This window comes from Flavobacterium sp. LC2016-01, assembly GCF_009711135.1.
In the GTDB taxonomy this organism is placed as follows: domain Bacteria; phylum Bacteroidota; class Bacteroidia; order Flavobacteriales; family Flavobacteriaceae; genus Flavobacterium.
Map to the genome: position 1 here is coordinate 81863 of NZ_WMIC01000005.1, position 26450 is coordinate 108312.

Sequence of the window (26450 nt, forward strand, 5' to 3'; positions counted from 1 at the left end):
TGTTACAAATATATCTAAATACGGTTTAATTCTGTTATACGATTTATGAAATATTTGTAGATTTCACATTTTTAAACCTGCTAAATAATGTATTCAATTCTAAAATAGTTTTAGTTACTTTGCATTAATTATGAAGTCACAGCATCAAGTCGTTTTATCTATAGGAAGCAATCAAGGAAACAGGTTAGCAAATATTGAAAGTTGTATTGCTTTAATACATCAGGAAGTGGGAACTGTTATCAGGGTTTCAAAACTATATGAAACTCCCGCTTGGGGATTTGAAAGTGATGCTTTTTATAATTGTGCGCTTCTTTTGCACAGTACTTCATCGGCACAAAAAATATTGAATCAAGTTTTAAAAGTTGAAAAGCAGTTAGGAAGAATCCGATCCAATCAGGAAGGTTATCAGTCCCGAATTATTGATGTTGATTTGATTGCTTTTGACAATGAAATTATCGAAACTGAAAAGCTTCAGATTCCGCACCCATTAATGCAAAACAGAAACTTTGTATTGCTGCCGGTTCAGGATTTAAAGTTAGATTGGAAGCATCCAATTCTTCAAAAAACTATTTCAGAATTAATAGCAGTTTCTCCAGACGACAGTGTTTGTACGGCAGTTCAGAATTTAAAAAGTCCGTTGCAGGAAATTGCATTAGAAAACTTCAATTATATTGCTTTTGAAGGAAATATTGGTGCAGGAAAAACGACATTAGTTCATAAAATTGCAGAAGATTTTAACGCCAAAACAGTTTTAGAGGGATTTGCAGATAATCCGTTTTTGCCGAAGTTTTATAAAGATCAGAACCGATATGCTTTTCCGCTGGAAATGTCTTTTCTTGCCGACCGTTATCAGCAATTATCAGATGACTTAAAACAATTTGATTTGTTTAAGGATTTTATCGTTGCGGATTATCATATTTTTAAGTCGCTTATTTTTTCTAAAATAACACTTGGAGAAGATGAATATCGACTTTACCGAAATCTATTCGATATTATTTATAAAGAAATGCCAAAGCCAGATTTGTACATTTATTTATATCAGAATACCCAGCGTCTTCTTCAAAATATTAAGAAACGCGGACGCAGTTACGAGCAGAATATAGAAGCAGATTATTTAGATAAAATCAATAATGGTTATTTGGATTATATTAAATCGCAAACCGATTTGAATGTTCTGATTATTGATGTTTCAGATCGTGATTTTGTTAAAAAACACGAAGATTATCTTTTTATTTTAAATGAAATTCAGAAGAAAATAGGATAAGACCTCAATTAGGGAATATGCCAATTAGAAAATTAGATAATTTTTTATGCGGTTTCGAGAGCATTTCCTAATTCTCTAATTGACACATTATCTAATTATAATATTCCGAGTTGTTTTCTCAGTTTGGCAGATAATTTTTCGTTAACTAAACGATACGACTGCTGAATGTATTTTTCCCATTCTGATTTTTTCATTTTTGAGATATCATCAATCAAAACCCATTTGTATTTTGCAACATAAGGAGCCGGTTTAAATCCGGGTTTAGTACTCATTTCTTCAAATTCTTCATCTAAAACCTTAAAGGAAGCAGAAGTTGGATTTTGGTCAAGACCAACAACGCAGTACATTTTTGTCCCCACAGAAAATACAAGGTCATGATCCCATTTGATGTCTTCTGTTGTCCCAGTTAATTTATGGCAGATTTCGCGAATTATTTCAATATCCATTTTTATCTTTTTAATGTAAAGTGTCCTCTTAAAACAGGCTGAGTGTTGTCAATTTTTAATGCAAACCAATAGTCTGACGCAGGTAAAGGTATTTTATTTATTGTGCCGTCCCAATATTTTTTTGAAGCGTTTAGCTGCGCAATTAATTTTCCGTAACGATCAAAAATTGTAATTTGTGCTTCAGGATAATTCTCCATTCCCGTTACTTCCCAAACATCATTAAAGGAATCATTATTTGGAGTAAAAAATGCAGGGAAAACTAGAACAACAAAACTTTTTGAAACTGTTTTACAGCCAATTTTTTCTCTTGCATAAGCAGTTTGCAATCCGCCAGGCGCGTCTTGAAAAATATTAGAATTCTGAAAATTTAATCCGTCAATAGAATATTCGTAATAACTTTCGGGATTGCTTAGAATGATAGTTACGGTTCTATTGTCAACATCAATTTTTTGAATTTCGGGAGCCGGAAGTTCTATTACTTTAATGGTTTTTCGGTTTGAGCAATTTCCTGCAGTGGAAGCCGTAACATCAACATAGTAAGTTCCTAATTCAGAAACTGTTATTTTTTGGGTTGTTTCTCCCGTTGACCATAAGTAACTCATATTACTGATTCCTGCATCAAGCGTAACCGAATTAGGCGCACACAAAACCACTTCTTGATTTTGAACATCAGGAAGGGGGTAGATTTTTATTTCTATTGGAATTCTGGTTAGTGAACGGCATTCATTATTATTCGCTTCGGCATAATAAATGGTATTTGCCGAAAGATTAGGCGTAATAAACAAAGAACCAGTTCCTAAAATCGATCCGCCCGTTTTTGAGTTGTACCAATTTGCTTCACCAGCGGAAACAGTCGCTTCTAAAAAAAAGATTCCAGAACCACAAACCGGTTCAGGATTTGAAACAGAAATTACTTGGGGAACTATATTTACTCTTACTTCTACAGGCGTTCTTTTTGTAATACAACCTTCAAATTCGGCTGCAGTGTAATAGGTTTTATTTGCATTTAAAACAGGAGTTGTGAAGCTGGAGCCAGTTGCAATTACGTTTGCTCCAGTTTCATCAGCATACCAATTTATTGTTCCTGCCGAGCTTTTTGCTTCTAAAACGGCAGTTCCCGATCCACAAATATCAGGAGCTTTTGTTTCGGTAATTGATAAGATAGTCAGCGAAGTGCTTGCGCTTATTTGCGGATAAACATCGCCAGGCATTCCTCCATATTCTACAATATATCCTCTAGGATAATTTACGTTCGCAGGATCTGAACTTCCATAAAGTGAAGTATCGTTCCATCTTCCTTTTTGCCCATTTCCGGGTGGTGCTATATAAGCATAATCTTCGGCTCCAATCAAGGCTAGTTCACCGCCATTATCTGGTTCTTTATAATCATTCCAGTAAGCAAAAGTTGTGGTAGAACCACTTTGACGGCCATACCAAAATTGAGTTCCTTCTTCTGGGCCAGTTTCCCATATCCAATAGGGTTCTTTTCTGGCATCGCTGCCGCCAATCCATCCAGTCCCCGAAAGCTGTTCTCCAACAAATATTGCTTCGTCTAGAGTGGTTATGGTTACTAAATAGCCTTGCAAACCAAAATAATTACTTGCAGCTGCTGCTCTTTTGGCGTTACCCCAAGAAATTCCCGGACTCGAAACAAATTGATAATAATGTTTTGAAGAAGGCAAATAATTCGCCTGTCCCAAGCTTATGGAAAAATTCCTAATGCCTTTTGGAGTTGCCGAGCTATTTCTAAATTCAACTGCTTTTATAGCAGCAATAAATTCAGAAAGTGTGGCACTGTTGTTATTGCGTGAAATAGTAAGTGTTCCTGAATCTGGATTCCAGCTTGATGTTAAATTGGGATTTGCATTTATTAAGGTTAATGTGTCTTCACCATTTACATATCCCGAAGAAATTTGAATATAAATCGCAGTAAGTTCTTCGGTTGAATTGATCGCGACATCGGTTACAATTTTTATACTGCTTTGCGGGCAATAAACCTGATTTCCAGTTGCTGTAATTACAGACGCGGCCGTTGTGGCTTTTTGTTTGTTTTCTTTTTTTAATTCTCTTTCAGACAAAGGCACACTTTTGAAGGCAAAAAATATATTACAGCACAGTAATACAATTGCCAAAGTGTATTTGCAAGAGAATTTAGTTTTCATATTTAAAATTACAGTTTTTAATTGAAAACTGCCAAGGCAACATTGAAAAATGAGTTTTCAGGAAAAGTAGAATTTATCTTTTTAATGAAAAATGACCTCGTAAAATTGGATGCAGATTGTCAATTTTTAAAGCATACCAATAATCTGAAGCAGGAAGCGGAGATTGATTAAAAGTTCCGTCCCAGCTCATTCTTGAAAGAGATAATTGGGCTAATAATTTTCCGTAGCGATCAAATATTGTGACTTGTGCCTGAGGATAATTTTCCATTCCAGTAACTTCCCAAACGTCATTAAAGCTGTCGTTGTTTGGCGTAAAGAAAGCAGGAAAAACTAATACGACAAAGTTTTTTGCAGTACCGCCACAGCCACCTTTTTCTCTTACATAAGCAGTTTGTAAACCACCTGGAACATCATAAAAAATATTTGAATCCTGGAAATTTGAACCATCAACTGAATATTCAAAATAAGATTGTTCTTTTTTAAGATAAATTATAGCTCTTGTTCCTTCAACATCAATTAGGTCTATCTGCGGAATTTCATGTTCTTCCACTATAATGGTTTTTCGGCTAGTACAGCTTTGCGGAGCTGGACTTGTTACATCAACGGTATAAGTTCCTCCAGTGCCTATTTCAATAGTTTGAGTTGTTGCTCCTGTTGACCATAAATAAGTCATTCCTGATATTCCGGCATCAAGCATTTTCTTTCGAGATTGACATAATGCTACTGTTTCGTCTGTAACGGCTGGAGGCGTATAAATAGTAATGTTTACTGGAGTACGATTTGTATTTAAACAGCCATTATTTGAAGCTTCGGCATAATAAATTGCAGAAGATGTTATGGCTGGCGTTGCAAAACTATTTCCGGTAAAAATACTTGTTCCTCCTGTTGATGTTGTATACCAATTGATGAGTCCAACATCAGTAGAAGCTTGAAGCGTTACACTGCCTGGTCCGCATCTCGAAACATTTGATGCAACTACAGTTGGTGTTGTTGGAGTTTTGTTAACAACTGCCGTAACTGATTTTCTGTTGGTTTCACATCCGGCATCAACGTAATAAGTGGTTGTACTATTTATTATTGGAGTTGTAAATGAATTTCCTGTAGCGACCGCGGTGCCTCCAGTTGCCTGCGTATACCAGCTGATTGTTGCCCCAGCCGTTGCAGTTGCGGTTATAGTAAAACTTCCTGAATCACAAATTGGATTTGGAGTCAATACATTTGCTTCTGGAATTGTAATTTTAGTACTTGCGGCAATTTCTAAAGGCGATTCTCCTGCTGATCCGCCATATTCTACTACATAACCTTTTGGCTGGTAATCATCTCCTGGAGTTAGTGATCCAGTATTTGACAAATCATTCCAAGACCCTCTTATTCCTACTCCAGGTTGTGTAATATGCGCATAATCTTCATCGCCTTGCTGATTCGGTTCACCTGTATTCCAAAATGTATAGGTCATTGAGGTACCTGCTTCAGGACCTGTGACCCATTTCCAAACGCCTTCAGTTTCTGCATCACTTCCGCCAATCCATCCCGTTCCTGATGCCTGCTCGCCGATTAGTTTGGCTTCATCTGCCGATAAAATAGTAGCTAAATAACCTTTAAGTCCATAATAAGTACTTGCAGCAGCTGCATCTCGTGCCGAAGTCCAGGTAATGCCAATACTTGGCACATATAAATAAAAATGCTGCGTTGAAGGCAAATAATTAGCATTTCCGATCGTTATTGAAAAGGTTCTAGTTCCGGAAGCAGCAGCAGCAAAATTTGTAAAAACCACATCTTTTACTGCATCCACTAAGTCAGCATACAAAACATTAGTGCCTGTCGTACTTGTTATGCTTAATTTTCCTGCTGTTGCATCCCAACTTGTTGTTACATTAGGATGTGAAGCGGGATTTGAAAGAGCGAGCTGATCAAAACCGTTTGAATAACCAGATGAAACCTGAATGTAAACGCCTTTAGTTCCTGTTTCTGCAGGATCATGCGTAATACTAAAAGTGGTTACAATTTTTATTGTGGTTTGCGGACAATATAGTTGGTCTCCTGTTGCTTTAACTATAGGAGCAGTTGTTGTAATTTGAGCAAATCCAAAGGAAGTGGATAGCAATAAAATGAATAAGATATATATATTAAGAGAACTATTATTTTTCATTTTATAAAAGTATCACTTTTATAATAATAAAAAAATAATTTTCATTTTCTAACATTTAAAGCTGTAATTTATTGTAAAATAACAATTTATTACGTTAAAAATGCTTCTAATTAGAATTTGGTCAGTTTAATTTTTGAAACAAATCCCAAACCACAATTCCGGCACTTACGGCAATATTTAAAGAATGTTTGGTTCCTAATTGCGGAATCTCAATACAGCCATCGCAAATAGCAACGGCTTCCTGCGCAACACCATAAACCTCGTTTCCAAAAACCAAAGCATATTTCTGTTTTTTTTCAACTTTAAAATCCTGAAGAAAAATAGCACTTTCAACTTGTTCTATAGCAAGAGTCAGAACATTTTCTTTTTTAAGACTTTCAATAACTTCAAGCACGTTTTCATGATGTTCCCAAGCAACAGTTTCTGTTGCGCCCAAAGCAGTTTTGTGAATTTCTTTATTTGGTGGAGTGGCTGTAATACCGCATAAAATGATTTTTTCAATCAAAAAAGCGTCGGCAGTTCTAAATACAGAACCGATGTTATGCAAACTGCGAATGTCATCCAAAACTAAAATTAAAGGTGTTTTGTCTGATTTTTTAAAATCTTCAATCGATTTGCGGTCTAATTCGCTATTTTCAAGTTTTCTCATTTTGTATTGTATTCAGGTCATAAAAAAAGCCTCCAAAGATAAGGAAGCTTTTTCTATTATTTTATTTTGTTTTGTTTTTCAGACTAGCTTTTTACTGGATCTGGTAAAACTGTACCTTTAATTGTAAGTACTTTTGTTGGCTGTCCTTCAGCATTAGAAGTAACAGTTACGGTTTTTGTAAATTGACCAACTCTGTCAGTAGCATATTTTACACCAATAATTCCTTTAGCACCTGGAGCGATTGGCTCTTTTGGTGTAGTTGGAACAGTACATCCGCAAGAACCTTGCGTGTTTGTAATGATTAATGGTTTTGTTCCGTTGTTAACAAAAACGAATTCACGTTTTCCGTCAGCATTGTGAGCAATTGTCCCGTAGTCAATAGTTTCTGTTTCGAAAGCCATTCCTGCACCTTCGATTTTAGCAACTTTTGCAGTTCCTTTTTTAGCAGATTGCGCGTTAGAAGCCGTAACTCCAGCTACAGCAAGCATAACAAATAAAATTATTTTTTTCATTTTTATAGTCTTTGTTTAAATGATAGAACAAATCTATGTAAAATTCTTAAATGTCAACTTAAAAATCTCTTAAAATATTTTAATTTTTGAAGCCTTCGATATGCCGTTAAAAAATTATAAATTCGCTGTCTTAATTTTCATTTAAAAATACATCGATTTGGCAGCTAAAGAAAAAGTGGTGAAAGAAACACCTTTAATGAAACAGTACAACGAAATCAAGAGAAAATATCCTGATGCATGTCTGCTTTTCAGAGTAGGGGATTTTTATGAAACATTTGGAGATGACGCCATCAGGGCCTCTAAAATTCTTGGAATAACATTGACCAAAAGAGGCGCAGGTTCAGAGACCGAAACCGCTTTGGCTGGTTTTCCACACCATTCTATTAATACCTATTTGCCAAAATTGGTTAAAGCAGGCCTTCGAGTAGCAATATGTGATCAGCTTGAAGATCCAAAAATGACTAAGACTATTGTAAAACGTGGCGTGACTGAATTGGTAACTCCTGGAGTTTCTTTAAATGATGAGGTTTTACAGTCTAAATCAAATAATTTTTTGGCATCGGTTTACTTTGCCAATAAAAATATCGGAATTTCTTTTTTAGATGTTTCAACAGGTGAGTTTTTAACGGCTCAGGGAAATGCAGAATATATTGATAAGCTTTTGCAGAATTTTAATCCGAGTGAAGTTTTAGTTCCGAAGAATAATAAAGGTGATTTTAAAGCCGCTTTTGGAGATGATTTTCATAGTTTTTATCTAGAAGATTGGATTTACAAAGAAGATTATGCTTTAGAAACACTTACAAAACATTTTCAGACTGTTTCTTTAAAAGGTTTTGGGATTGAAGAATTGAAAGAAGGAATTATTGCTTCTGGAGCAATTTTGTATTATTTGTCAGAAACACAGCATAATCGCGTGCAGCATATCACAGCAATTCAGCGTATTGCAGAAGATGCCTATGTATGGATGGATCGCTTTACGATCAGAAATTTAGAATTGTATCACAGTTATAATCCAAATGCCGTAACGCTTTTAGATGTAATTGATAGAACACTTTCGCCAATGGGAGGCCGTTTATTAAAACGATGGCTGGCATTGCCACTAAAAGACAGCAATAAAATAAAAGGGCGACATGATGTGGTTTCTTACTTGAAATCAAATCCTGAAGTACTGCACAACATTCAATATCAAATCAAGCAAATTTCCGATTTGGAGCGACTAATTTCTAAAATTGCAGCGGGAAAAGTTTCACCTCGCGAGATTGTTTATTTGAAAGAATCTTTGGATGCTATTATTCCAATTAAAACCTTGGCTCTTGAAAGTCCTCAAGAAGCCGTGAAAATTATTGGAGATAGTTTGCATGCCTGCGATTTATTGCGAGAAAAAATTAAAACGACTTTAAATCAAGATGCGCCCGTTGCGATTGCAAAAGGAAATGCAATTGCAAAAGGAATCAATGAAGAATTAGATGAATTGCGCGCAATTTCAACTTCTGGAAAAGAATATTTAGAAGGAATTGAAAAAAGAGAGTCAGAGCGCACCGGAATTTCTTCGCTGAAAATATCTTTCAACAATGTCTTTGGGTATTATATTGAAGTTCGAAATACGCATAAAGACAAAGTGCCCGAAGAATGGATTCGTAAACAGACTTTAGTAAATGCAGAGCGTTATATTACTGAAGAATTAAAAGAATATGAAACTAAGATTTTAGGAGCTGAGGAGAGGATTTATAAAATCGAAACAGATCTTTTTGAGCAATTAGTAGCTTGGATTTCGACTTATATTAAGCCGGTTCAAATGAATGCTAATTTGGTTGCACAGTTAGATTGTTTGTGTTCTTTTACACAATTGGCTATAGAAAATAAATATGTCTGTCCAGAGATTGACGATACGTTCGAATTAGAAATCAAAGAAGGAAGACATCCTGTAATTGAGAAACAATTGCCGGTTGGTACGCCATACATTTCTAATGATGTTTATCTGGATAGAGAAACCCAGCAGATTATTATGATTACTGGTCCAAATATGTCTGGTAAATCGGCGATTTTGAGACAGACGGCTTTAATTGTATTGCTGGCTCAAATGGGAAGTTTTGTTCCTGCAGACAGTGTTAGAATGGGAATTGTAGATAAGATTTTTACAAGGGTTGGAGCTTCTGATAATATTTCGATGGGTGAATCTACATTTATGGTGGAGATGAATGAAACGGCTTCGATTTTGAATAATATTTCCGACAGAAGTTTAGTTCTTTTGGATGAAATTGGAAGAGGAACCAGTACGTATGATGGAATCTCGATTGCCTGGGCAATTGCCGAATTTTTGCACGAACACCCGTCAAAAGCTAAAACTTTGTTTGCAACACATTATCACGAATTAAACGAAATGACCGACTCGCTTCCGAGAATTCAGAATTTCAACGTTGCAGTCAAAGAATTGAAAGATACTGTTCTTTTTGTCCGTAAACTGGTAAAAGGCGGAAGTGCGCATAGTTTTGGTATTCATGTGGCAAAAATGGCCGGTATGCCACAATTGGTTATTTCTAAAGCACAAAAGCTTTTAAAGAAATTAGAAAAAAATCATTCAAGCGATGCTTTAAACGGAATAAAAGCAGCAAATGATGAAATGCAGATGAGTTTCTTTAACTTAGATGATCCTTTGTTAGAAGAAATAAAAGAAGAGATTTTGGGGCTTGATATAAACGCAATAACTCCGGTTGAAGCACTGATGAAGCTGAATGAGATTAAAAGAATGTTGGTCAAAAAATAAAAATAAAAATTTTCAAGTTTAAAGTTTAGGTTATCAGAAAGTTATAAAATAAGTAAAATATTTTTTAGAAAAACGCTTGTGTAATTGAATAAATGTCCTAAATTTGCACTCGCAATACGGAACAAGTGAAGTGTTGTAGTTCTTAAGCAGAATTTGAAAGGCGAAAATAGCTCAGTTGGTAGAGCGCGACCTTGCCAAGGTCGAGGTCGCGGGTTCGAGCCCCGTTTTTCGCTCAAAACCATATAATGCTCGGATGGTGAAATTGGTAGACACGCTGGACTTAAAATCCAGTGAACAGCAATGTTCGTGCGGGTTCAAGTCCCGCTCTGAGTACTAAAGCCTCTTCTTTTGAAGAGGCTTTTTTTATTATGCAAAACTGCATTTAAAAGAAATTTGCTAAGTAGGTCTCTTTTAAAAATCTAAGGATCTGAGAGGTCTAAAATCAACAATCAACAATCTAAATTTTCTAAATGGGTGCTTTTGTAATCAGCAGGCGGTTTAATGATGAATATAAATTCACGTTCACTTCGAGAAAAGGAAAGGTGATTTTTACGAGTTTGAGTTATGAGCTGCGATTTGAGTGCGAAGAAGATATTCAGAAATTCAAGGCAAATATTGAGCTTGCGAAGTTTCTGAAGTTTAAAGGTTCTGGGGGAAAGTATTTTTTTAAATTGATGCTTGGCGAGGTTCATTTTGCAACGAGCCGTAAATATAGTACAGAATTGCTTCTGCAGAAAGGGATAAAAGAAATTGTAACTTATGGGGTAAAAGCAGAAGTTCTGGACTTTTCGTCAAATGATTCGATTTTTGAAGATGAAGTTGTTGAAGAAGAGGAGATGGAGTGAATAAAAATCCTGATATTTTAAAATTTCAAATCCCAACAAAGAGTTTGTTATTAAAGTGATATAGATAATTTCTAATAACGCAAAATTCCAAATTCCGCTAATACACAATGTGTTTTTGGAATTTGGAATTTTATTTTATTGGGATTTGCTAAATTTTAGGCATAAAAAAAACCATCGCTATGATGGTTTTAAAATTTTTAGAACTTGGTTCTAATTATTTTTTTACTTCTTCTACTTTAGCAGCAGCAGAATCAACTTTAGCAGCAGCAGAATCAACAGTTGCAGCAGCAGAATCAACTACAGCAGCAGCTGAATCAACAGCAACAGCAGCAGAATCTACAGCAGGAGCTTCAGCAGCAGCGTCAGCTTTTTTACAAGATACAACAGTTAATACAGCAACAACAGCTAAACTTAAAAATACTTTTTTCATCTTACTTTATTATAAAAGGTTAATTATTAATTCGTGGCAAAGATATAAATTTTTTAATATGTAAAATATTTTTTCACTTTTTTTTTAAAATATTTTCATCGCTCACGATTATCTTAGTTATCAATAAACATGCCAAAATACTAAAAAATTATTATATTATGGTATTTTTTATGGAATTTATTTTTCGCTGCATATTCATCAGAAAAAATAATGTTTTAGATTCTCTTGCTTGCAGTTTATTTTGTTTTTTATCAAATATTCTCGAAACGTAAAGCTTCGATTTTGGCTCTTTTTAATACTTCTAAGGGCAGTTGTTGCTATTTAGGAGACTTTAATGCGGTTTTGGAATTTTAGATTGTTTCTGAGACTATTTTCATAATGCAGTTTGTGGCTCCTTTATTGTCTTGAATAAAGTCTCTGCAGATTTTGCTTTTTTCTTCAAAAAATACTTCATCGTTCAGTAAACGATCAAAATAGCTTTTTAATTCTTTTTCGTTTGAAATAGAAATACAGCCGTCTAATTGTACTAATGAAACTGCTTCGGCAAAATTGGAATAATTTGGACCAATTAAAATTGGAATCCCAAAAGTTGCCGGTTCTAAAATGTTATGAATTCCAGGATTTCCAAAACCGCCGCCAACATAACCAATAGTTCCGTAGCTGTATATCTTCGTTAGTAAGCCGATAGTGTCAATAATAAAAACACTGTAATTTGATAAATCAGCAACTTGATCTTTTTCGGAAAACAAAACGGCAGATTTTGTGATTTGAGATTTTAGACTCGAGATTTGATCTTCTTTGATATTATGTGGCGCAATTATGAATTTTACATTCTCAGGAGCTTGATTGATATATTCGGCTAATAAAGCTTCGTCCTTTGGCCAAGAACTTCCTATAACTATTACGGGGCTATTGTTTTTGAATTTTTCAATAAAATCAACAGTGTTGTCTCTTTCTAAAATGGATGCAACGCGATCAAAGCGCGTATCGCCGGAAACAATTACATTTTGAAAACCAATGGTTTCAATTTTTTCTTTTGATTTTTCATTTTGAACAAAGAAATAAGTAAAAGCTTTCAGGGCTTTTCGGTAAAAACCGCCATACCATTTAAAAAACATCTGATTGTCTCTGAAGATTCCAGAAATCAAATAGGTTGGGGTTTTGCTTTTTTCTAATTCTTTTAAATAGTTGAGCCAAAATTCATATTTAATAAAAAACGCCAGTTCCGGATGGGCTAATTTTAAAAATTTCTTTGCATTGCTTTTAGTGTCTAAAGGCAAATAAATAGTAACATCAGCAACTGTGTTATTTTTACGCACTTCGTATCCGGATGGTGAAAAAAAGGTTACAATAATTTTATGCGACGGATATTTTTCTTTGATTTTTTCAATAACAGGAAGTCCTTGTTCGTATTCGCCAAGCGAGGCAGAATGAAACCAAATCGTTTTGTCTGATGATTTTATTTTTTCTTCTAAAATTGCAAAAACATTTTTTCGGCCTTCTACAAAAAGCTTAATTTTCGGACTAAAAAGCGCTACGATTTTCAGAAAAAACCCAGCAATAGAAATAACTAAATTGTATAAAAAAAGCATCTGTTTATTTTTGTGGCTAAATTACATTTCTTTCGATTATTTTCATTGGTTTGAAGGTATTAAATAACTATTTTTGTTGCTCCTTTTAAAGATTATGTTTACAAATCAGGTCTTTATTTTAAATGTTATTCAAAATGAAAAAAATACAAATGGTTGACTTAAAGAGTCAATATGAAAAAATAAAATCTACAGTTGATGCTTCAATTCAGGAAGTTTTAGATACAAATACTTACATAAACGGACCATTGGTTCATCAGTTTCAAAAAAATCTTGAAGATTATTTAGGAGCAAAACACGTAATTCCGTGCGCAAATGGAACAGATGCTTTGCAGATTGCAATGATGGGTTTGAATTTAAAACCAGGCGATGAAGTAATTACTGCGGATTTTACTTTTGCAGCAACTGTTGAGGTTATTGCTTTATTGCAGTTAACGCCAGTTTTAGTTGATGTTGATGTCAATAATATGAATATTGATATCGAGGCGCTTAAAAAAGCAATCACGCCAAAAACAAAAGCAATTGTTCCGGTACATTTATTCGGACGCGCTGCTAATATGGATGCGATTATGGAAATTGCAGCAGAACATAATTTATATGTTATTGAAGATAATGCTCAGGCAATTGGAGCTGATTATATTTCTAAGTCCGGTGTAAAAACTAAAGTTGGAGTAATTGGTCATGTTGCGGCAACTTCATTTTTCCCTTCTAAAAATTTAGGCTGTTATGGAGATGGTGGAGCGATTTTTACAAACGATGATAAATTAGCTCACATTATCCGTGGAATCGTAAATCACGGAATGTACGAGCGTTATCACCACGACGTTGTGGGAGTGAATTCTCGTTTAGACAGTATTCAGGCTGGAGTTTTGAATGCAAAACTGCCTTTGCTTGATGAATATAATAAGGCACGTCGTTTAGCGGCAACAAAATATAATGCAGCTTTCGCAGGAAATGCGCATATCATTACACCAGATTTTGATGCTAATGAAAATGATCACGTTTTTCATCAATATGTATTAAGAATTATTGATGCTGACAGAAACGCTTTGATGCAGCATTTGTTGGATAAAGGGATTCCGTGTGCAATTTATTATCCAATTCCGTTACACTCTCAAAAAGCATATTTAGATCCTCGCTATAAAGAAGAACAATTTCCGGTTACCAATCAATTAGTGCAGGAAGTAATTGCTTTGCCAATGCATACAGAACTTGACGACGAACAGATTAAATTTATTACCGATTCTGTTTTAGAATTTTTGAATAAATAAAAATGAAAAAAAGAGGTCTTGTAATTTTGATGATTTTTCTTCAGTTTTCGGTTTTTGCCCAAAAAGCAATTTCGAAAGAAGAGAATGCAGTAAGTAGTCAAGTTGAAATTTTGCGTCAAGCAATGATTGATGCTGATGGTGTGAAATTGAAAGCATTAACTTCAGATAAGCTAAACTATGTCCATTCAAACGGTAATTTTCAAAATCAGACAGAATTTGTCGAGGGAATTGTTAGCGGAAAATCTGATTTTGTAACTATAGATTTTCAAGACCAAACCATCACAATTCAAAATGATGTTGCGATTGTAAGGCATGTACTCGCGGCTCATACAAAAGATGGCGGCGTTGATAAAGATATTAAAATAGGAATAATGCTTGTTTGGCAGAAACAAAAAAACAAATGGATTCTTATTGCAAGACAAGCTTATAAATTAACTACATAAAAAAAACAACCAAAAAAATGAAAGTATTAGTAACAGGAGGATTAGGATTTATTGGTTCTCACACCGTAGTCGAATTGCAAAATGAAGGCTTCGAAGTGGTGATTATTGATAATCTCTCAAACTCTTCAGAAGATGTTTTAAAAGGTATTACAGCCATTACGGGAAAAACGCCTTTATTCGAAAAAATTGATTTAAGAGAAAAAAGTGCCGTTCAGGATTTCTTTAAAAAACACAATGACGTTACTGGAGTAATTCATTTTGCAGCTTCAAAAGCAGTTGGTGAAAGTGTTGAACAGCCATTGTTGTATTATGAAAACAACATCAGCAGTTTAGTTTATCTTTTGCAGGAATTACAGCAAAAACCTGAGGCAAGTTTTATTTTTAGTTCATCTTGTACGGTTTACGGTCAAGCCGAAAAAATGCCAATTACTGAAGATGCTCCTGTTCAGACTGCGATGTCTCCTTACGGAAATACAAAGCAAATTGGAGAAGAAATAATTACTGATACAGCTAAAGTAACTAATATCAGTGCAATTTTATTGCGTTATTTTAACCCAGTTGGAGCGCATTCGTCAACTGAAATTGGAGAATTACCTTTAGGAGTTCCGCAAAATTTAGTACCATTTATTACACAAACGGGAGTAGGTCTGCGTCAGGAATTATCTGTTTTTGGAAATGATTATCCAACGCCAGATGGAACTGCAGTTCGCGATTATATTCATGTTGTAGATTTAGCAAAAGCACACGTTATTGCATTACAGCGTTTATTGAATAAAAAGAATTTGGCGAAAGTTGAAACTTTTAATTTAGGAACCGGAAAAGGAAGTTCTGTTTTAGAAGTGATCCATAGTTTTGAAAAAGTAAGCGATAAAAAACTGCCATACGTAATTAAGCCACGCCGCGAAGGTGATATTACTGAAGCGTATGCTAATACAGATAAAGCAAATAATGTTTTAGGCTGGAAAGCAGAACTAAGTTTAGACGAAGCAATGGCAAGCGCCTGGAAATGGGAACAGAAAGTTCGTTCTTAAGAAAATTTAGAAGAAAATATATTGTAGAGGCGCATCGAAGAGCGTCTAATTAATAAAAAAAATACCAAATAATCGATCTGTGATTATTTGGTATTTTTTTTAAATGTTATTTAATTTTTATGAAACAAAATTTAGATTATAAATTGATTTTTGCACTTGCAGCTGTTGGAATTGTTTGGGGGACTACCTTCTTAGGGATTCGGGTTGCAGTTGAAACAATTCCGCCTTGGTTTGTAACTTCAATTCGTCAAGGATTGGCGGGATTGATTATGATGACTATTTTGTTGTTTAAAAAACAATTAAAATGGATTGGTTGGGGAAATTTCAAGCAACAGCTTATTCCATCAGTCTTAATGATTGTAATTGCAAATGGTTTTACCACAATCGCAGAACAAACATTGCCAAGTGGATTAGCTTCTGTAATAAGTGCTTTGTCTCCGATATTGATATTTCTTGGAAGCATTTTAGTTGGCTTGCAAAAAATGAGCTTTAAAGGTTTTATTGGAGTGTTAATTGGATTTTCAGGAGTCGTTTTTATATTTAAAGATGGACTTGGATCGTTTTTAGATGCTGATTACAGAACCGGAATGATGTTTATGGGATTTGCAATTTTAGCTTGGGCTATTGGAACAATTTATACCAAAACACATGCTAATAAATCAAACAATATTGTGCTTAACTTGTTTTATCAATTTACATCTGCATCTTGCATTCAGTTAGTTTTGGCTTCAATTTTTTCGCCAAATCCAGATTTCAGTTCGTGGAGTTCCAGAAGTATTTTTGCGGCTTTGTATTTATCAATTTTCGGATCTGTAATTGCTTTTTTTAGTTATAGTTATGCTTTGAAACATGTTACAGCGGTTCAAGTTTCTATTTTAGCTTATATAAATACGATAATTGCTGTATTTTTAGGTTGGCTACTTTTGGATGAAGTCATTACAATTGATTTTATTATTGCTACAGCGCTTATTATTTTGGGTGTTTTTATTGTCAATTATAAGAAGAAGGAAAAAAGAACTTTGTAGGGTTTATAAATTTTTAAAACATATTAAAAAACAAAATCCTCATAAACATAAGTCTAGGAGGATTTTTTTTATGTTTATAGTTTTTAACTGATCACTAAAAACGGAATACTGAACACTTAAAAATTAAGCATTCGCAGTAACCGCTTCTTTATCAATTTTATTAATCAAACCAGCTAACACTTTTCCTGGGCCAACTTCAGTAAACAAAGTAGCGCCGTCAGCGATCATTTGCTGTACAGATTGTGTCCATTTTACAGGAGCTGTCAACTGAATAATTAAGTTCTTTTTAATTTCATTTGCATCAGAAACCGCATTTGCAGTTACGTTTTGGTAAACTGGGCAAATAGGAGTTGAGAAAGTAGTTGCTTCAATCGCAGCAGCTAATTCTTCTCTTGCCGGTTCCATCATTGGTGAGTGAAATGCACCTCCAACAGGTAAAATTAAAGCACGTTTTGCTCCTGCAGCTTTCATCGCTTCACAAGCTTTTTCAACAGCCGAAGTTTCTCCTGAAATTACTAATTGTCCTGGGCAGTTATAATTTGCCGCAACCACGATTCCGTCAATAGAAGCACAAACTTCTTCCACAATATTATCAGCTAAACCTAAAACCGCAGCCATTGTAGATGGAGTGATTTCGCAAGCTTTTTGCATTGCCAAAGCACGCTGAGAAACTAATTTCAAACCATCTTCAAAAGATAAAGTTCCGTTAGCAACCAAAGCTGAAAATTCTCCTAAAGAATGTCCTGCAACCATTTCTGGTTTAAAATCTTCGCCTAAAGTTTTTGCCAAAATAACCGAGTGTAAAAATACAGCTGGCTGCGTCACTTTAGTTTCTTTTAGTTCTTCGGCAGTACCTTCAAACATGATATCTGTAATTCTAAAGCCTAAAATTTCATTGGCTTTTTCGAATAATTCTTTGGCTAAAGCCGAGTTTTCATATAAGTCTTTGCCCATTCCTGTAAACTGTGCGCCCTGACCTGGAAATACGTATGCTTTCATTTGTCTAATTTGTTTTTTTATTTTTTTGGAATTGAAAATTAGTTTCAATTGAAAGGCAAAAATAACACTTTTTTATTTCGTATAATCCTTAAACATGTAAATCCATGCTAACCTTGAAAATCTCAGATTGAAAGAAGTGAGCAAAGTAATGACAACAGCGATGATCGGAATTATTCTTAAATCGAAATTGGTTTCGAAGAAAAGCTGTGCAATACAATACGTTGCAATTCCCTGAGCGACTGTTAATCCGTAATTTACGTACATCGCTCCAAAAAAGTAGCCAGGTTCTTTTTGGAATTTATAATTGCAATGACTGCAATATTCATTCATTTTTGGAAGACCAAAATTCAGAAAAATATTTTTGTCCGTAAAAACTTTTCCTTTATGACAAATCGGACATTCGTTGCTTAAAATATGAGTTAATGCATTTGACATGATCTTGTTGTTTTTTATTTATACAAAGGTAATTCGGAGTAGGATAAAAGTCTTTTTAGTATCTTCGCTACTTATAGCACAATAAAGACATTTTTAACTAAATTTTCAAAATTAAAGCTCCAAATTCCAAATCTAAGTTCTGTAGTCAGAAAACAATAAATAGTATCTGTGTATGAAAAAGTATCCCGTTTATAGTGTTCAGAATTTTAGCTGTAATGATATTCACCGTGATTTTTATGTGAATACTTTTAAAGAACATTTAAAAAGCCACAGTTTTGTCGAAGAACCGCATCGTCATGATTCCTATTTAATGGTATTTTTTACAAACGGTTCAGGAAAACATGAAGTCGATTTTGATCAATTCGAAATAAAAAGAGGCAGTTTATTTGTGCTTCAGCCTGGTCAAATGCATCATTGGAGTTTATCTGAAGACATTGAAGGCTTTGTAATCATCTTTTCACAGGAATTGTATAATCTCTATTTCGGACAAAAAAACATCAACGATTATAATTTTTATCATTCTATTCATAACCGACCAGAAATAGTTTTTGAAGAAAAAGAAATCTCAAAAATCCTTCCGTATTTTGATTTATTAATTGCGGAAAACAATCAGGAAAACAAATATCAATTAGATAAAATGCTGAATTTATTAGATTCTATTCATATCGAAATTTCCAGAAAATACAGCGAAACCTATTCGCATCAAACTCATTCATACAATATCAAAATCAATAAGTTCGAATCTCTTTTGGAGGAATATTTTAGAACCGAAAAACTGCCGTCATTTTACGCAGAAAAACTAAATATTACGCTAAAACATTTAAATAGAATCTGCAATGAAATTCTGCAAAAAACCGCCACGGAAGTAATCACGGATCGCGTAATCCTGGAAATAAAAAGAATGTTAATCGACAAACAATTAGCGGTAAACGAAGTAGCGTTTAAAGTAGGTTACGAAGATTACTCGTATTTTTCCAGATTCTTCAAAAAACAAACAGGAATCTCGCCAACAGAATTTAGAAATACTGTACGTTGATTTTTTTGTTAGCCACGAATTCACGAATTTTATTTGCCACAGATTTAAAGGATTATTTGGATTAAATCTGTGAAAATCTTTTCAATCTGTGGCAAAAGAAAAAAATAATTCGTGAATTCGTGGCAAACAAAAAAAGCCTGCACTTCCTAAAAAGTGCAGGCTTTTCAACCAACCAAATTAAAACTTATTATAAAGTATTAAGCTTGTTTTACGAATTGTAATTCGATATTTAATTTTACTTCTTCTCCAACTAAAACACCTCCAGTTTCAAGAGCAGAGTTCCAGTTTAAACCCCAATCTTTACGATTGATTTTTCCTTCGATACTTAAACCAACTTTTGTATTTCCCCATGGATCAGTCAAGATTCCGCTATATTCTACTGGGAATTTTACTTGTTTTGAAACACCTTTGATAGTCAAATCTCCAGTTAATTCATAATCTCCAGCATCAATTTTTTTGAAAGATGAAGCTTTGAAAGTTAATTTTGGATTGTTCTCAACATCAAAGAAATCTACACTTCTTAAATGTCCGTCTCTGTCTGCATTTGCAGTGTCGATAGAAGCGATATCACCAGAAAACTGGATATCTGCATTTTCGAAGTTTTCTCCGTCTGAAGTAATTGTTGCATCGTAAGTTCCAAATTTTCCTGAAACATTTGTAAACATCATGTGTTTAACTTTAAAACCAATTTCTGAATGTGTTGGGTCAATTGACCATTTTGTAGTTGCCATAATTTTATTTTTTAAATAATTAATTTATTTCATTTTGATAGGACAAAGTTACGGTGGCAGTAAGCGTAACACACTTAACCTAGATTAAGAAATAAAAAATGTGATAATTTTTTAATTGTCAAATTTATTGCTGTTACTCTGAGCGATCCCGATCCCGAAGCCTCGGGACGGGAGAAGAGTTTTTTTCTGCCATAGATTAAAAAGATTTCCACAGATTATTTATTCCCATGCTTCTGAAACAAAATCATTTTAATCATTTTAATCTGTGGCAAAAAAACTTGATGAAATTGGAACAAAAAAAGAAACGATAATAAGCTAAAAACCAGCTTAAATATCGTTTCTGAAAAAAAAAGTATTAATTGTAATCTTCAAATTAATAGTTCATCGGAACATCCATCAATAAAAATTCAGCATCTGTATTTGCTTTAATGTTTAAAATGTCAGTTCCTGAAATTCCAACTGCATCCCGAGTATTTAATTCCTGGCCGTTGATCGTTACATTTCCTTTCAAAACGAAAGCATAAACTCCGTTTCCTTCTTTTTTGATTTTATATTCTGTTGCAATTCCAGCATCAAAATTCCCCATATTGAACCAAGCGTCCTGATGAATCCAAACACCTTCATCATCTGCATTCGGAGATAAAATTTGAGCCAATTTATTGTGTCTGTCAGCAACGTCCAAAGTAATTTGCTGGTAACGTGGCGTAACGTTTCTTTTATTTGGAAACAACCAGATTTGCAACAATTTAGTCTGTTGATCAGCATTTGGATTAAACTCACTATGTTGTACTCCAGTTCCGGCGCTCATCACCTGAATATCGCCATTTTTGATGATTTCAGTATTTCCCATGCTGTCTTTGTGAGCCAAATCGCCTTCTAACGGAATCGAAATGATTTCCATATTGTCGTGAGGATGTGTTCCAAAACCCATTCCGCCCGCAATCGTATCATCGTTCAAAACACGAAGCGCCCCAAACTGAATTCTATCCGGATTATACCAGCTCGCAAAACTAAAGCTATGATAAGCGTTTAGCCATCCGTGATTTGCATTTCCTCTTGTTTTTGCTTTGTGCAATATTATATTTTCCATGATCTTTCTGTTTTGTTAATTTTATAGTACAAAGATACCATCAACGTCAAGGAAAAGCACTTAATGTAGATTAAGAAAAGGTTCTGAGGTTCTAAGGTGCTATCCCGAGGCTTCGGGACTAAGGTTTTTTTGAAGCAGAAATTTTTAGTTTCAAAAGACGTTTTGTCCCGCTATCCGTTTCAATCTTTTGCGCCGAACCCCGGCACAAAAGGATTTCCACTTCTATCGGGGCTAATCTAGAAGTTTTAGTTTTCAGAAGTTGTGTTTTGTACGTAAAGTATAACCTTATAGTTTGTCATTTCGACGAAGGAGAAATGACAATATTGCGTGTAGATTATTATGTTCAAAGAAAAATAAACTTTGCGCCATCGCGTCTTTGCGAGATTACAAAAAATCGGAATTATTTAATCCTAATCAATTTCCCTTTTCCAACAACTTCATCAAGATAATTCGCAGAAGAACTTTTCTTATCATGCATGTAAAACAGAATTGTATCTTTTTTGATTTCGTCTTTTGAAATACTGATAATTAAGTCTCTATTAATGAAATTATCTAATAATATTACATTGCCATATGAAACTTTTCCTTTTGGCACATATTTATTATCAAACACAAAAACACTGTCGTTAAAAGTGATTTTATCTTTTTGGATGTATGAATTGTCATCTTCTATTAAATAATTATAACGGCCATTAAGCTTATCTGTTTTCTGGATAAAGCTCATTGAAAGCAGTGTTATGATTAAGGCAAAATATTTCATAATGTTTTAACTGTATTGATTTATAAACTGCTGTACAACTGCATCTGTATTTTCATGACGTTTTTTCTTTTCCAATTCAATTGGTGGCGAAGCCCGTTCCAGACAATCTTTCACATCGCAGGTTTCACAAGTAACACCAACAATTCTCTTCACTAAAGGTTTTCCTTCAATAAATTTGAATTTCTTTTTCATTGCAGGCGTAATCAAAATTCCAACTGAGATACTTCGAATATTATTCTCCACAAAAGGATCTTTTGTAGCCGATGAAAAAACCAGATATTCATTGCCGCTGTGAACATAACTCGAAATCTGAGCATCAAAAAAATGCGCTTTATTTTGTTTGATCGCTTCGTCGATGGTTTTTACAGAAACCCATCTTCTGCAATAATGTTCGTTGGTTTCATTGGCGTGCGGTTCCTGCTGATTGGTAATGTGCAGTTCTTTTTTAATTTGATACACATCAGAACCCATTTTATGCGACATTCTCAAAAAGAATAGGTTTTTCAGTTGAAAATCTTTCGGCAATAAATTCGTCAATCGCTGATAAAACGATTCTGGCGAAACCTCAAAACTTTCAATCAAAGACACAAAATCTTCCGGATTCGGACTTGGATTATTCAGGAAAAGATCGATTTTATCGACCACAGTTTTTCTCGGCAATAATAAAGCGCCGGCAAAATAAGAAGCATAAAAGTTATTCAAAACCTGATCAAAATTGTCAAATTTAATCCAGCTGAAAGTCAACAGACGATCTGATATTTTTAAGTAATTATAGGCTATTTCTTTTGCTAGAATAAAAGCTTTTTGTGGGGCATCAAGTTCTGTAGAAAGTAATAAGGTTTTACTTTTCGGAACATAAATTGAACGCAAATCGCCCAAAGCTTCCTGATCGGTAAACGCAATTTCCTTTATGTTGTATTCGTATTCTTCTTTTAAAATCGCTTCCAGTTCTTCAATGCTGATTTTAGAATCCAGATTAATCTGAAACGACTTCGAAAACGCAATTACTTTTTCTTCTAAATCTTCAAAATAATTACTGTGCGCTTCCTGATAAGAGCGTAAAGCGGCCAAAAAGAAACTTTCACGGCTTAAGTTGTAATGTTGTGCAATTTCGATAATCGTACTAATAAACGCATTGACTTTCGCCGGAGCGTTGGCAATAATATCAATTAAATCGGCTTCCTGAATTCCGAAAAGCTCTAGCGGAATCTCTTTTAAAATTCCGGATTTTAAAATTTCGCCGATCGGAGCGAGGTTGTTATCGAGTTTTAAAGACACCATTTGGTCATAAGTCACGTCCAAATGTTCGCAGAGTAATAAAATTTTATCTGTTTTTGGATATTTTTTACCCTTTTCAATCTCGTTTAAATACGATTTTGAAAGATTTGTCAATTTGGCCAAGCCAAAAAGAGACAGGTTTTTTTGAGTACGAACCTGCTTCAATTTCAGTCCGAAGATCAGCTTTATATAGTCTTTTTCAATATCCATGAACCAAATATAACTATTATAAAAATAATCGCCAAAAAATTATTTTTAATATTTAGCGAACGTTCGCTTGTTTTGTAAAAAACTTTTTTCTAATATTGTGGTGTAGAAATTATTAAAAATCAAAACGTTATGATTTTAATATTCTGAAATGAATAGAAATTGATGTAACAATGAGATTTTTTTCTAATAAAAAAATAAAACCACAGCTATGAAAAACCAATTAGAAATTACCGAAACGGCAATGGAATTTTTAGCCGAAAAGAAGCTTCGTTATCCAAAAATCTGGACAGAAGAGGCGATTGTTTTTATAACCGAATTGCATCGAAAATTCGAATCGCAACGAAAATTATTGCTTTTGCAGCGCGAACAAAAACAAGTCACTTTTGATCAGGGAATCATGCCAACTTTTATTCCGGAAACGAAGAATATCAGAGAAGGAAATTGGACAGCTGCAGAAACTCCAAAAGATTTATTGGACAGAAGAGTGGAAATTACTGGACCAGTTGATCGCAAAATGATTATCAATGCGTTGAATTCTGGAGCCAAAACTTTCATGGCGGATTTTGAAGACAGCACTTCTCCAACATGGCAAAATCTTATGGACGGACAAGTGAATTTGATCGATGCAGTTAACAAAACCATTACGTATACCGATTTGGTCAAACAAAAATCCTATCATTTAAATGAAAAAATTGCAACGCTGATTGTGCGTCCGAGAGGTTTGCATTTGCCAGAAAAGCATCTTTTAATTGAAGGAAAAGAAGTTTCAGGTTCTTTGGTAGATTTTGGTTTGTATGTTTTTCACAATCATAAACGACTTTTAGAAAATAATTCAGGGCCGTATTTCTACATTCCGAAATTAGAACATTATTCAGAAGCACGCTGGTGGAATAATGTTATTGATTTTACTGAGGATTATTTGAAGCTGAAAAGAGGAACGATAAAAGTGACGGTTTTAATTGAAACGATTACGGCAAGTTTTCAGCTCGATGAAATTATTTACGAATTGAAAGAACATATCGTGGGCTTGAACTGCGGACGTTGGGATTATATTTTTTCTTATATCAAAAAGTTCAGAAAAAATCCAAAATTCATCGTTCCGGATCGCGATCAGGTAAACATGACTTCGCCTTTTATGAATGCGTATTCGAATTTGGTTATTCAAAGATGTCATAAACGCGGTATTCATGCGATCGGCGGAATGGCAGCGCAAATTCCGATTCGAAATAATGAAGAGGCCAATGCAATTGCTTTCGCCAAAGTAAAAACCGATAAAGAACGTGAAGTTCGAAATGGCCACGACGGAACCTGGGTAGCGCATCCGGATTTGGTTGCTGTCGCTAAAGAAATTTTTGATAAAGGAATGCCGACTCCCAATCAGATTCACATCAAAAGAGAGCACCGAAAAATTACAGAAGAAGATTTAATTGAACCACCAATTGGAATCATAACGGAAAATGGTGTTCGCAAAAATATCAACGTTGGAGTTTTGTATCTGGCTTCCTGGCTGAACGGACAAGGCGCCGCAGCTTTGCATAATTTGATGGAAGATGCCGCAACGGCCGAAATTTCGAGATCGCAATTGTGGCAATGGCTTCAGAATAAAGTGGTTTTGGATAATGGCAAAAAATTAGATTTGGCGTATTATCACGAATTGGCTTTAGAAGAATTTCAAAAAATTAAAAACGAATTAGGAGAGGAAAATCACGAAAAACAACAATTTCCTTTAGCTGAAAAAGTATTGGAAAGATTAGTAGTAAATACTGATTTCGTTGATTTCTTAACGATTCCGTGTTACAAATATTTATAAAAAAATCCGCTAAATCCGCAAGATCTGCGAGAGAATAAATTTTTCACGCAGATTTAGCAGATCCGGCAGATAAAATGAGAGTAAAAAAAATCTAAGCAGATTTTTTAATAAGACAAAAAATAAATCCAGTTAAAACTGAACACTTTTAGCTGTAAACTGAACACTATTTACTTACTAACCACTTTAACTTAAATTATTTATGAAAACAACAGAAGACAGAATTCAGGAATTGATTAACGATTGGATAACGAACCCGAGATGGAAAGGCGTTGAACGTCCTTATACTGCGAGTGAAGTAGTTACACTTCAGGGTTCCTATCATATTGAGCACTCTATTGCCAAAATGGGAGCGCAAAAATTATGGAGAAAGTTAAAAAGTCAGGATTATGTAGCTGGTTTGGGGGCGTTGACTGGAAATCAGGCGATTCAGGAAGTCGATGCGGGTTTAGAAGCGATTTATTTAAGTGGCTGGCAGGTAGCTGCTGATGCAAACCTGGCGGGCGAAATGTATCCTGACCAATCGCTTTATCCGGTAAACAGCGTTCCGATGGTGGTAAAAAAGATAAACAATGCGTTGTTACGTGCTGATCAAATTCAGACGGTTAACAATATTGAAGATAAAAAAGATTATCTGGTTCCAATTGTGGCTGATGCCGAAGCGGGTTTTGGGGGAAACCTAAATGCTTTCGAATTAATGAAATCCATGATTGAAGCCGGAGCTTCTGGAGTGCATTTTGAAGACCAATTGAGTTCTGCTAAAAAGTGCGGGCATCTGGGCGGAAAAGTTCTGGTGCCAACTCAGGAAGCTATTAACAAACTAATTGCTGCACGTCTGGCTTCAGATGTTATGGGTGTTTCAACTTTAATTGTTGCGAGAACAGATGCAGAAGCAGCAAATTTATTAACGAGCGACGCAGACCCAAGAGACAGGAAATTTTTAACCGGAGAAAAAACGGCAGAAGGTTTCTTCTATGTGAAAAATGGAATCGAGCAAGGAATTGCAAGAGGCTTGAGCTACGCGCCTTACGCCGATTTAATCTGGATGGAAACCAGTAATCCGGATTTAGAATTTGCGAGAAAGTTTGCAACAGCAATGAAAAAAGAATTTCCAGATAAGATGCTGGCTTACAATTGTTCGCCATCTTTTAATTGGGCCGCGAAATTAACGGTTGCCGAAATGGAAACATTTAGAGAAGATTTGGCTGCAATGGGATATAAATTCCAATTCATCACTTTGGCAGGATTCCATGCTTTGAACACAAGTATGTTTGAATTGTCAAGAGCGTACAAAGAACGCGGAATGGCTGGATATTCTGAATTGCAGGAACGTGAATTCGCTTTGCAGAAAAACGGATTCAGAGCGGTAAAACACCAAGCTTTTGTGGGAACTTCTTATTTTGATGCCGTTCAGAATACGGTTATGATTGGAAAATCAACCATAACAGCGATGGAGCATTCTACGGAGGTTGAGCAATTTTAAATTTTTCCGCCACGAATTCACGAATTATTTTTTATAATCTT

23 protein-coding genes and 2 tRNA genes are annotated in these 26450 nt (G+C 34.7%); 12 read left to right on the top strand and 13 right to left on the bottom strand.

Annotated elements, in window-relative coordinates; all coding sequences use genetic code 11:
• The first annotated feature begins 130 nt into the window (after nucleotides 1-130).
• Complete coding sequence (folK, locus tag GKZ88_RS11605; RefSeq protein ID WP_155102546.1) at nucleotides 131-1264, top strand: 2-amino-4-hydroxy-6-hydroxymethyldihydropteridine diphosphokinase; 1134 nt, start codon at nucleotides 131-133, stop codon at nucleotides 1262-1264.
• A 95-nt stretch (nucleotides 1265-1359) separates the two neighbouring features.
• On the opposite strand, the gene GKZ88_RS11610 is transcribed toward folK, so the two are convergent.
• The 5 genes from GKZ88_RS11610 to GKZ88_RS11630 form a co-directional block, all read right to left on the bottom strand.
• Entirely contained in the window at nucleotides 1360-1710 is a 351-nt protein-coding gene (locus tag GKZ88_RS11610) for an MmcQ/YjbR family DNA-binding protein (RefSeq protein ID WP_155102547.1), read from the bottom strand.
• A gap of 2 nt (nucleotides 1711-1712) precedes the next feature.
• Nucleotides 1713-3872: a T9SS type B sorting domain-containing protein gene (locus tag GKZ88_RS11615; RefSeq protein WP_155102548.1), complete on the bottom strand. Its 2160-nt coding sequence runs from the start codon at nucleotides 3870-3872 to the stop codon at nucleotides 1713-1715.
• A gap of 73 nt (nucleotides 3873-3945) precedes the next feature.
• On the bottom strand, nucleotides 3946-6021 hold the full coding sequence (locus GKZ88_RS11620) for a T9SS type B sorting domain-containing protein (RefSeq protein ID WP_155102549.1): 2076 nt from the start codon (nucleotides 6019-6021) through the stop codon (nucleotides 3946-3948).
• Between the two features lie 121 nt (nucleotides 6022-6142).
• Complete coding sequence (locus tag GKZ88_RS11625) at nucleotides 6143-6670, bottom strand: RNA methyltransferase (protein WP_155102550.1); 528 nt, start codon at nucleotides 6668-6670, stop codon at nucleotides 6143-6145.
• 83 nt (nucleotides 6671-6753) lie between these two features.
• The gene (locus tag GKZ88_RS11630) at nucleotides 6754-7182 is read right to left on the bottom strand and encodes a DUF1573 domain-containing protein (RefSeq protein WP_155102551.1); all 429 of its coding nucleotides are present in this window, start codon (nucleotides 7180-7182) and stop codon (nucleotides 6754-6756) included.
• 157 nt (nucleotides 7183-7339) lie between these two features.
• Here GKZ88_RS11630 and mutS point away from each other — a divergent pair, with 157 nt between their 5' ends.
• The 4 genes from mutS to GKZ88_RS11650 all read left to right on the top strand — a co-directional run bounded on the left by mutS (nucleotide 7340) and on the right by GKZ88_RS11650 (nucleotide 10791).
• On the top strand, nucleotides 7340-9946 hold the full coding sequence (gene mutS, locus GKZ88_RS11635; RefSeq protein WP_196216474.1) for a DNA mismatch repair protein MutS: 2607 nt from the start codon (nucleotides 7340-7342) through the stop codon (nucleotides 9944-9946).
• 160 nt (nucleotides 9947-10106) lie between these two features.
• Nucleotides 10107-10179: transfer RNA gene (locus GKZ88_RS11640), tRNA-Gly, on the top strand.
• Between the two features lie 14 nt (nucleotides 10180-10193).
• Nucleotides 10194-10279, top strand: a tRNA-Leu gene (locus GKZ88_RS11645).
• 137 nt (nucleotides 10280-10416) lie between these two features.
• The gene (locus GKZ88_RS11650) at nucleotides 10417-10791 is read left to right on the top strand and encodes a DUF1508 domain-containing protein (protein ID WP_155102552.1); all 375 of its coding nucleotides are present in this window, start codon (nucleotides 10417-10419) and stop codon (nucleotides 10789-10791) included.
• 214 nt (nucleotides 10792-11005) lie between these two features.
• Here GKZ88_RS11650 and GKZ88_RS11655 read toward each other — a convergent pair whose 3' ends face one another.
• Both GKZ88_RS11655 and GKZ88_RS11660 read right to left on the bottom strand, forming a co-directional pair.
• Nucleotides 11006-11221 carry a hypothetical protein gene (locus GKZ88_RS11655; RefSeq protein ID WP_109191883.1) on the bottom strand — a complete coding sequence of 72 codons (216 nt, stop codon included), beginning with the start codon at nucleotides 11219-11221 and terminating at the stop codon, nucleotides 11006-11008.
• Between the two features lie 350 nt (nucleotides 11222-11571).
• Nucleotides 11572-12813 (bottom strand): glycosyltransferase N-terminal domain-containing protein, encoded by a 1242-nt coding sequence (locus GKZ88_RS11660; protein WP_155102553.1) that lies wholly within the window; start codon nucleotides 12811-12813, stop codon nucleotides 11572-11574.
• Between the two features lie 134 nt (nucleotides 12814-12947).
• Between GKZ88_RS11660 and GKZ88_RS11665 the strand changes: the two genes are divergently transcribed.
• The 4 genes from GKZ88_RS11665 to GKZ88_RS11680 all read left to right on the top strand — a co-directional run bounded on the left by GKZ88_RS11665 (nucleotide 12948) and on the right by GKZ88_RS11680 (nucleotide 16580).
• Nucleotides 12948-14081 (top strand): DegT/DnrJ/EryC1/StrS family aminotransferase, encoded by a 1134-nt coding sequence (locus GKZ88_RS11665; protein WP_155102554.1) that lies wholly within the window; start codon nucleotides 12948-12950, stop codon nucleotides 14079-14081.
• Between the two features lie 2 nt (nucleotides 14082-14083).
• Nucleotides 14084-14524: a nuclear transport factor 2 family protein gene (locus GKZ88_RS11670; RefSeq protein WP_155102555.1), complete on the top strand. Its 441-nt coding sequence runs from the start codon at nucleotides 14084-14086 to the stop codon at nucleotides 14522-14524.
• Nucleotides 14525-14541: 17 nt separating this feature from the next.
• Nucleotides 14542-15555, top strand: a complete 1014-nt coding sequence (galE, locus tag GKZ88_RS11675; RefSeq protein ID WP_155102556.1) for a UDP-glucose 4-epimerase GalE — start codon at nucleotides 14542-14544, stop codon at nucleotides 15553-15555.
• A gap of 119 nt (nucleotides 15556-15674) precedes the next feature.
• Nucleotides 15675-16580 (top strand): EamA family transporter, encoded by a 906-nt coding sequence (locus tag GKZ88_RS11680; protein WP_155102557.1) that lies wholly within the window; start codon nucleotides 15675-15677, stop codon nucleotides 16578-16580.
• A 123-nt stretch (nucleotides 16581-16703) separates the two neighbouring features.
• On the opposite strand, the gene fabD is transcribed toward GKZ88_RS11680, so the two are convergent.
• Nucleotides 16704-17579, bottom strand: coding sequence for an ACP S-malonyltransferase (fabD, locus tag GKZ88_RS11685; RefSeq protein ID WP_155102558.1), 876 nt, complete (start codon nucleotides 17577-17579; stop codon nucleotides 16704-16706).
• Nucleotides 17580-17651: 72 nt separating this feature from the next.
• A complete protein-coding gene (locus tag GKZ88_RS11690; protein WP_155102559.1) occupies nucleotides 17652-18014 on the bottom strand; it encodes a DUF983 domain-containing protein in 363 nt (120 codons plus the stop codon).
• A 172-nt stretch (nucleotides 18015-18186) separates the two neighbouring features.
• Here GKZ88_RS11690 and GKZ88_RS11695 point away from each other — a divergent pair, with 172 nt between their 5' ends.
• On the top strand, nucleotides 18187-19050 hold the full coding sequence (locus GKZ88_RS11695) for a helix-turn-helix domain-containing protein (protein ID WP_155102560.1): 864 nt from the start codon (nucleotides 18187-18189) through the stop codon (nucleotides 19048-19050).
• Nucleotides 19051-19247: 197 nt separating this feature from the next.
• On the opposite strand, the gene GKZ88_RS11700 is transcribed toward GKZ88_RS11695, so the two are convergent.
• From GKZ88_RS11700 to GKZ88_RS11715, 4 genes are all read right to left on the bottom strand, one after another.
• A complete protein-coding gene (locus tag GKZ88_RS11700) occupies nucleotides 19248-19781 on the bottom strand; it encodes a YceI family protein (protein WP_155102561.1) in 534 nt (177 codons plus the stop codon).
• A 373-nt stretch (nucleotides 19782-20154) separates the two neighbouring features.
• Nucleotides 20155-20871, bottom strand: a complete 717-nt coding sequence (locus GKZ88_RS11705) for a pirin family protein (RefSeq protein WP_155102562.1) — start codon at nucleotides 20869-20871, stop codon at nucleotides 20155-20157.
• 400 nt (nucleotides 20872-21271) lie between these two features.
• Nucleotides 21272-21631, bottom strand: a complete 360-nt coding sequence (locus tag GKZ88_RS11710) for a hypothetical protein (protein ID WP_155102563.1) — start codon at nucleotides 21629-21631, stop codon at nucleotides 21272-21274.
• A 6-nt stretch (nucleotides 21632-21637) separates the two neighbouring features.
• Nucleotides 21638-23119 (bottom strand): XRE family transcriptional regulator, encoded by a 1482-nt coding sequence (locus GKZ88_RS11715; RefSeq protein ID WP_155102564.1) that lies wholly within the window; start codon nucleotides 23117-23119, stop codon nucleotides 21638-21640.
• 208 nt (nucleotides 23120-23327) lie between these two features.
• Between GKZ88_RS11715 and aceB the strand changes: the two genes are divergently transcribed.
• Both aceB and aceA read left to right on the top strand, forming a co-directional pair.
• Nucleotides 23328-24929 carry a malate synthase A gene (aceB, locus tag GKZ88_RS11720; protein WP_155102565.1) on the top strand — a complete coding sequence of 534 codons (1602 nt, stop codon included), beginning with the start codon at nucleotides 23328-23330 and terminating at the stop codon, nucleotides 24927-24929.
• A gap of 199 nt (nucleotides 24930-25128) precedes the next feature.
• The gene (gene aceA, locus GKZ88_RS11725; protein ID WP_155102566.1) at nucleotides 25129-26409 is read left to right on the top strand and encodes an isocitrate lyase; all 1281 of its coding nucleotides are present in this window, start codon (nucleotides 25129-25131) and stop codon (nucleotides 26407-26409) included.
• Nucleotides 26410-26450: the final 41 nt, after the last annotated feature.

Coding starts and splice junctions, on each gene's coding strand:
- folK (WP_155102546.1), top strand. CDS start 131: ATGAAGTCACAGCATCAAGTCGTTTTATCTATAGGAAGCAATCAAGGA.
- GKZ88_RS11610 (WP_155102547.1), bottom strand. CDS start 1,710: ATGGATATTGAAATAATTCGCGAAATCTGCCATAAATTAACTGGGACA.
- GKZ88_RS11615 (WP_155102548.1), bottom strand. CDS start 3,872: ATGAAAACTAAATTCTCTTGCAAATACACTTTGGCAATTGTATTACTG.
- GKZ88_RS11620 (WP_155102549.1), bottom strand. CDS start 6,021: ATGAAAAATAATAGTTCTCTTAATATATATATCTTATTCATTTTATTG.
- GKZ88_RS11625 (WP_155102550.1), bottom strand. CDS start 6,670: ATGAGAAAACTTGAAAATAGCGAATTAGACCGCAAATCGATTGAAGAT.
- GKZ88_RS11630 (WP_155102551.1), bottom strand. CDS start 7,182: ATGAAAAAAATAATTTTATTTGTTATGCTTGCTGTAGCTGGAGTTACG.
- GKZ88_RS11650 (WP_155102552.1), top strand. CDS start 10,417: ATGGGTGCTTTTGTAATCAGCAGGCGGTTTAATGATGAATATAAATTC.
- GKZ88_RS11655 (WP_109191883.1), bottom strand. CDS start 11,221: ATGAAAAAAGTATTTTTAAGTTTAGCTGTTGTTGCTGTATTAACTGTT.
- GKZ88_RS11660 (WP_155102553.1), bottom strand. CDS start 12,813: ATGCTTTTTTTATACAATTTAGTTATTTCTATTGCTGGGTTTTTTCTG.
- GKZ88_RS11665 (WP_155102554.1), top strand. CDS start 12,948: ATGAAAAAAATACAAATGGTTGACTTAAAGAGTCAATATGAAAAAATA.
- GKZ88_RS11670 (WP_155102555.1), top strand. CDS start 14,084: ATGAAAAAAAGAGGTCTTGTAATTTTGATGATTTTTCTTCAGTTTTCG.
- galE (WP_155102556.1), top strand. CDS start 14,542: ATGAAAGTATTAGTAACAGGAGGATTAGGATTTATTGGTTCTCACACC.
- GKZ88_RS11680 (WP_155102557.1), top strand. CDS start 15,675: ATGAAACAAAATTTAGATTATAAATTGATTTTTGCACTTGCAGCTGTT.
- fabD (WP_155102558.1), bottom strand. CDS start 17,579: ATGAAAGCATACGTATTTCCAGGTCAGGGCGCACAGTTTACAGGAATG.
- GKZ88_RS11690 (WP_155102559.1), bottom strand. CDS start 18,014: ATGTCAAATGCATTAACTCATATTTTAAGCAACGAATGTCCGATTTGT.
- GKZ88_RS11695 (WP_155102560.1), top strand. CDS start 18,187: ATGAAAAAGTATCCCGTTTATAGTGTTCAGAATTTTAGCTGTAATGAT.
- GKZ88_RS11700 (WP_155102561.1), bottom strand. CDS start 19,781: ATGGCAACTACAAAATGGTCAATTGACCCAACACATTCAGAAATTGGT.
- GKZ88_RS11705 (WP_155102562.1), bottom strand. CDS start 20,871: ATGGAAAATATAATATTGCACAAAGCAAAAACAAGAGGAAATGCAAAT.
- GKZ88_RS11710 (WP_155102563.1), bottom strand. CDS start 21,631: ATGAAATATTTTGCCTTAATCATAACACTGCTTTCAATGAGCTTTATC.
- GKZ88_RS11715 (WP_155102564.1), bottom strand. CDS start 23,119: ATGGATATTGAAAAAGACTATATAAAGCTGATCTTCGGACTGAAATTG.
- aceB (WP_155102565.1), top strand. CDS start 23,328: ATGAAAAACCAATTAGAAATTACCGAAACGGCAATGGAATTTTTAGCC.
- aceA (WP_155102566.1), top strand. CDS start 25,129: ATGAAAACAACAGAAGACAGAATTCAGGAATTGATTAACGATTGGATA.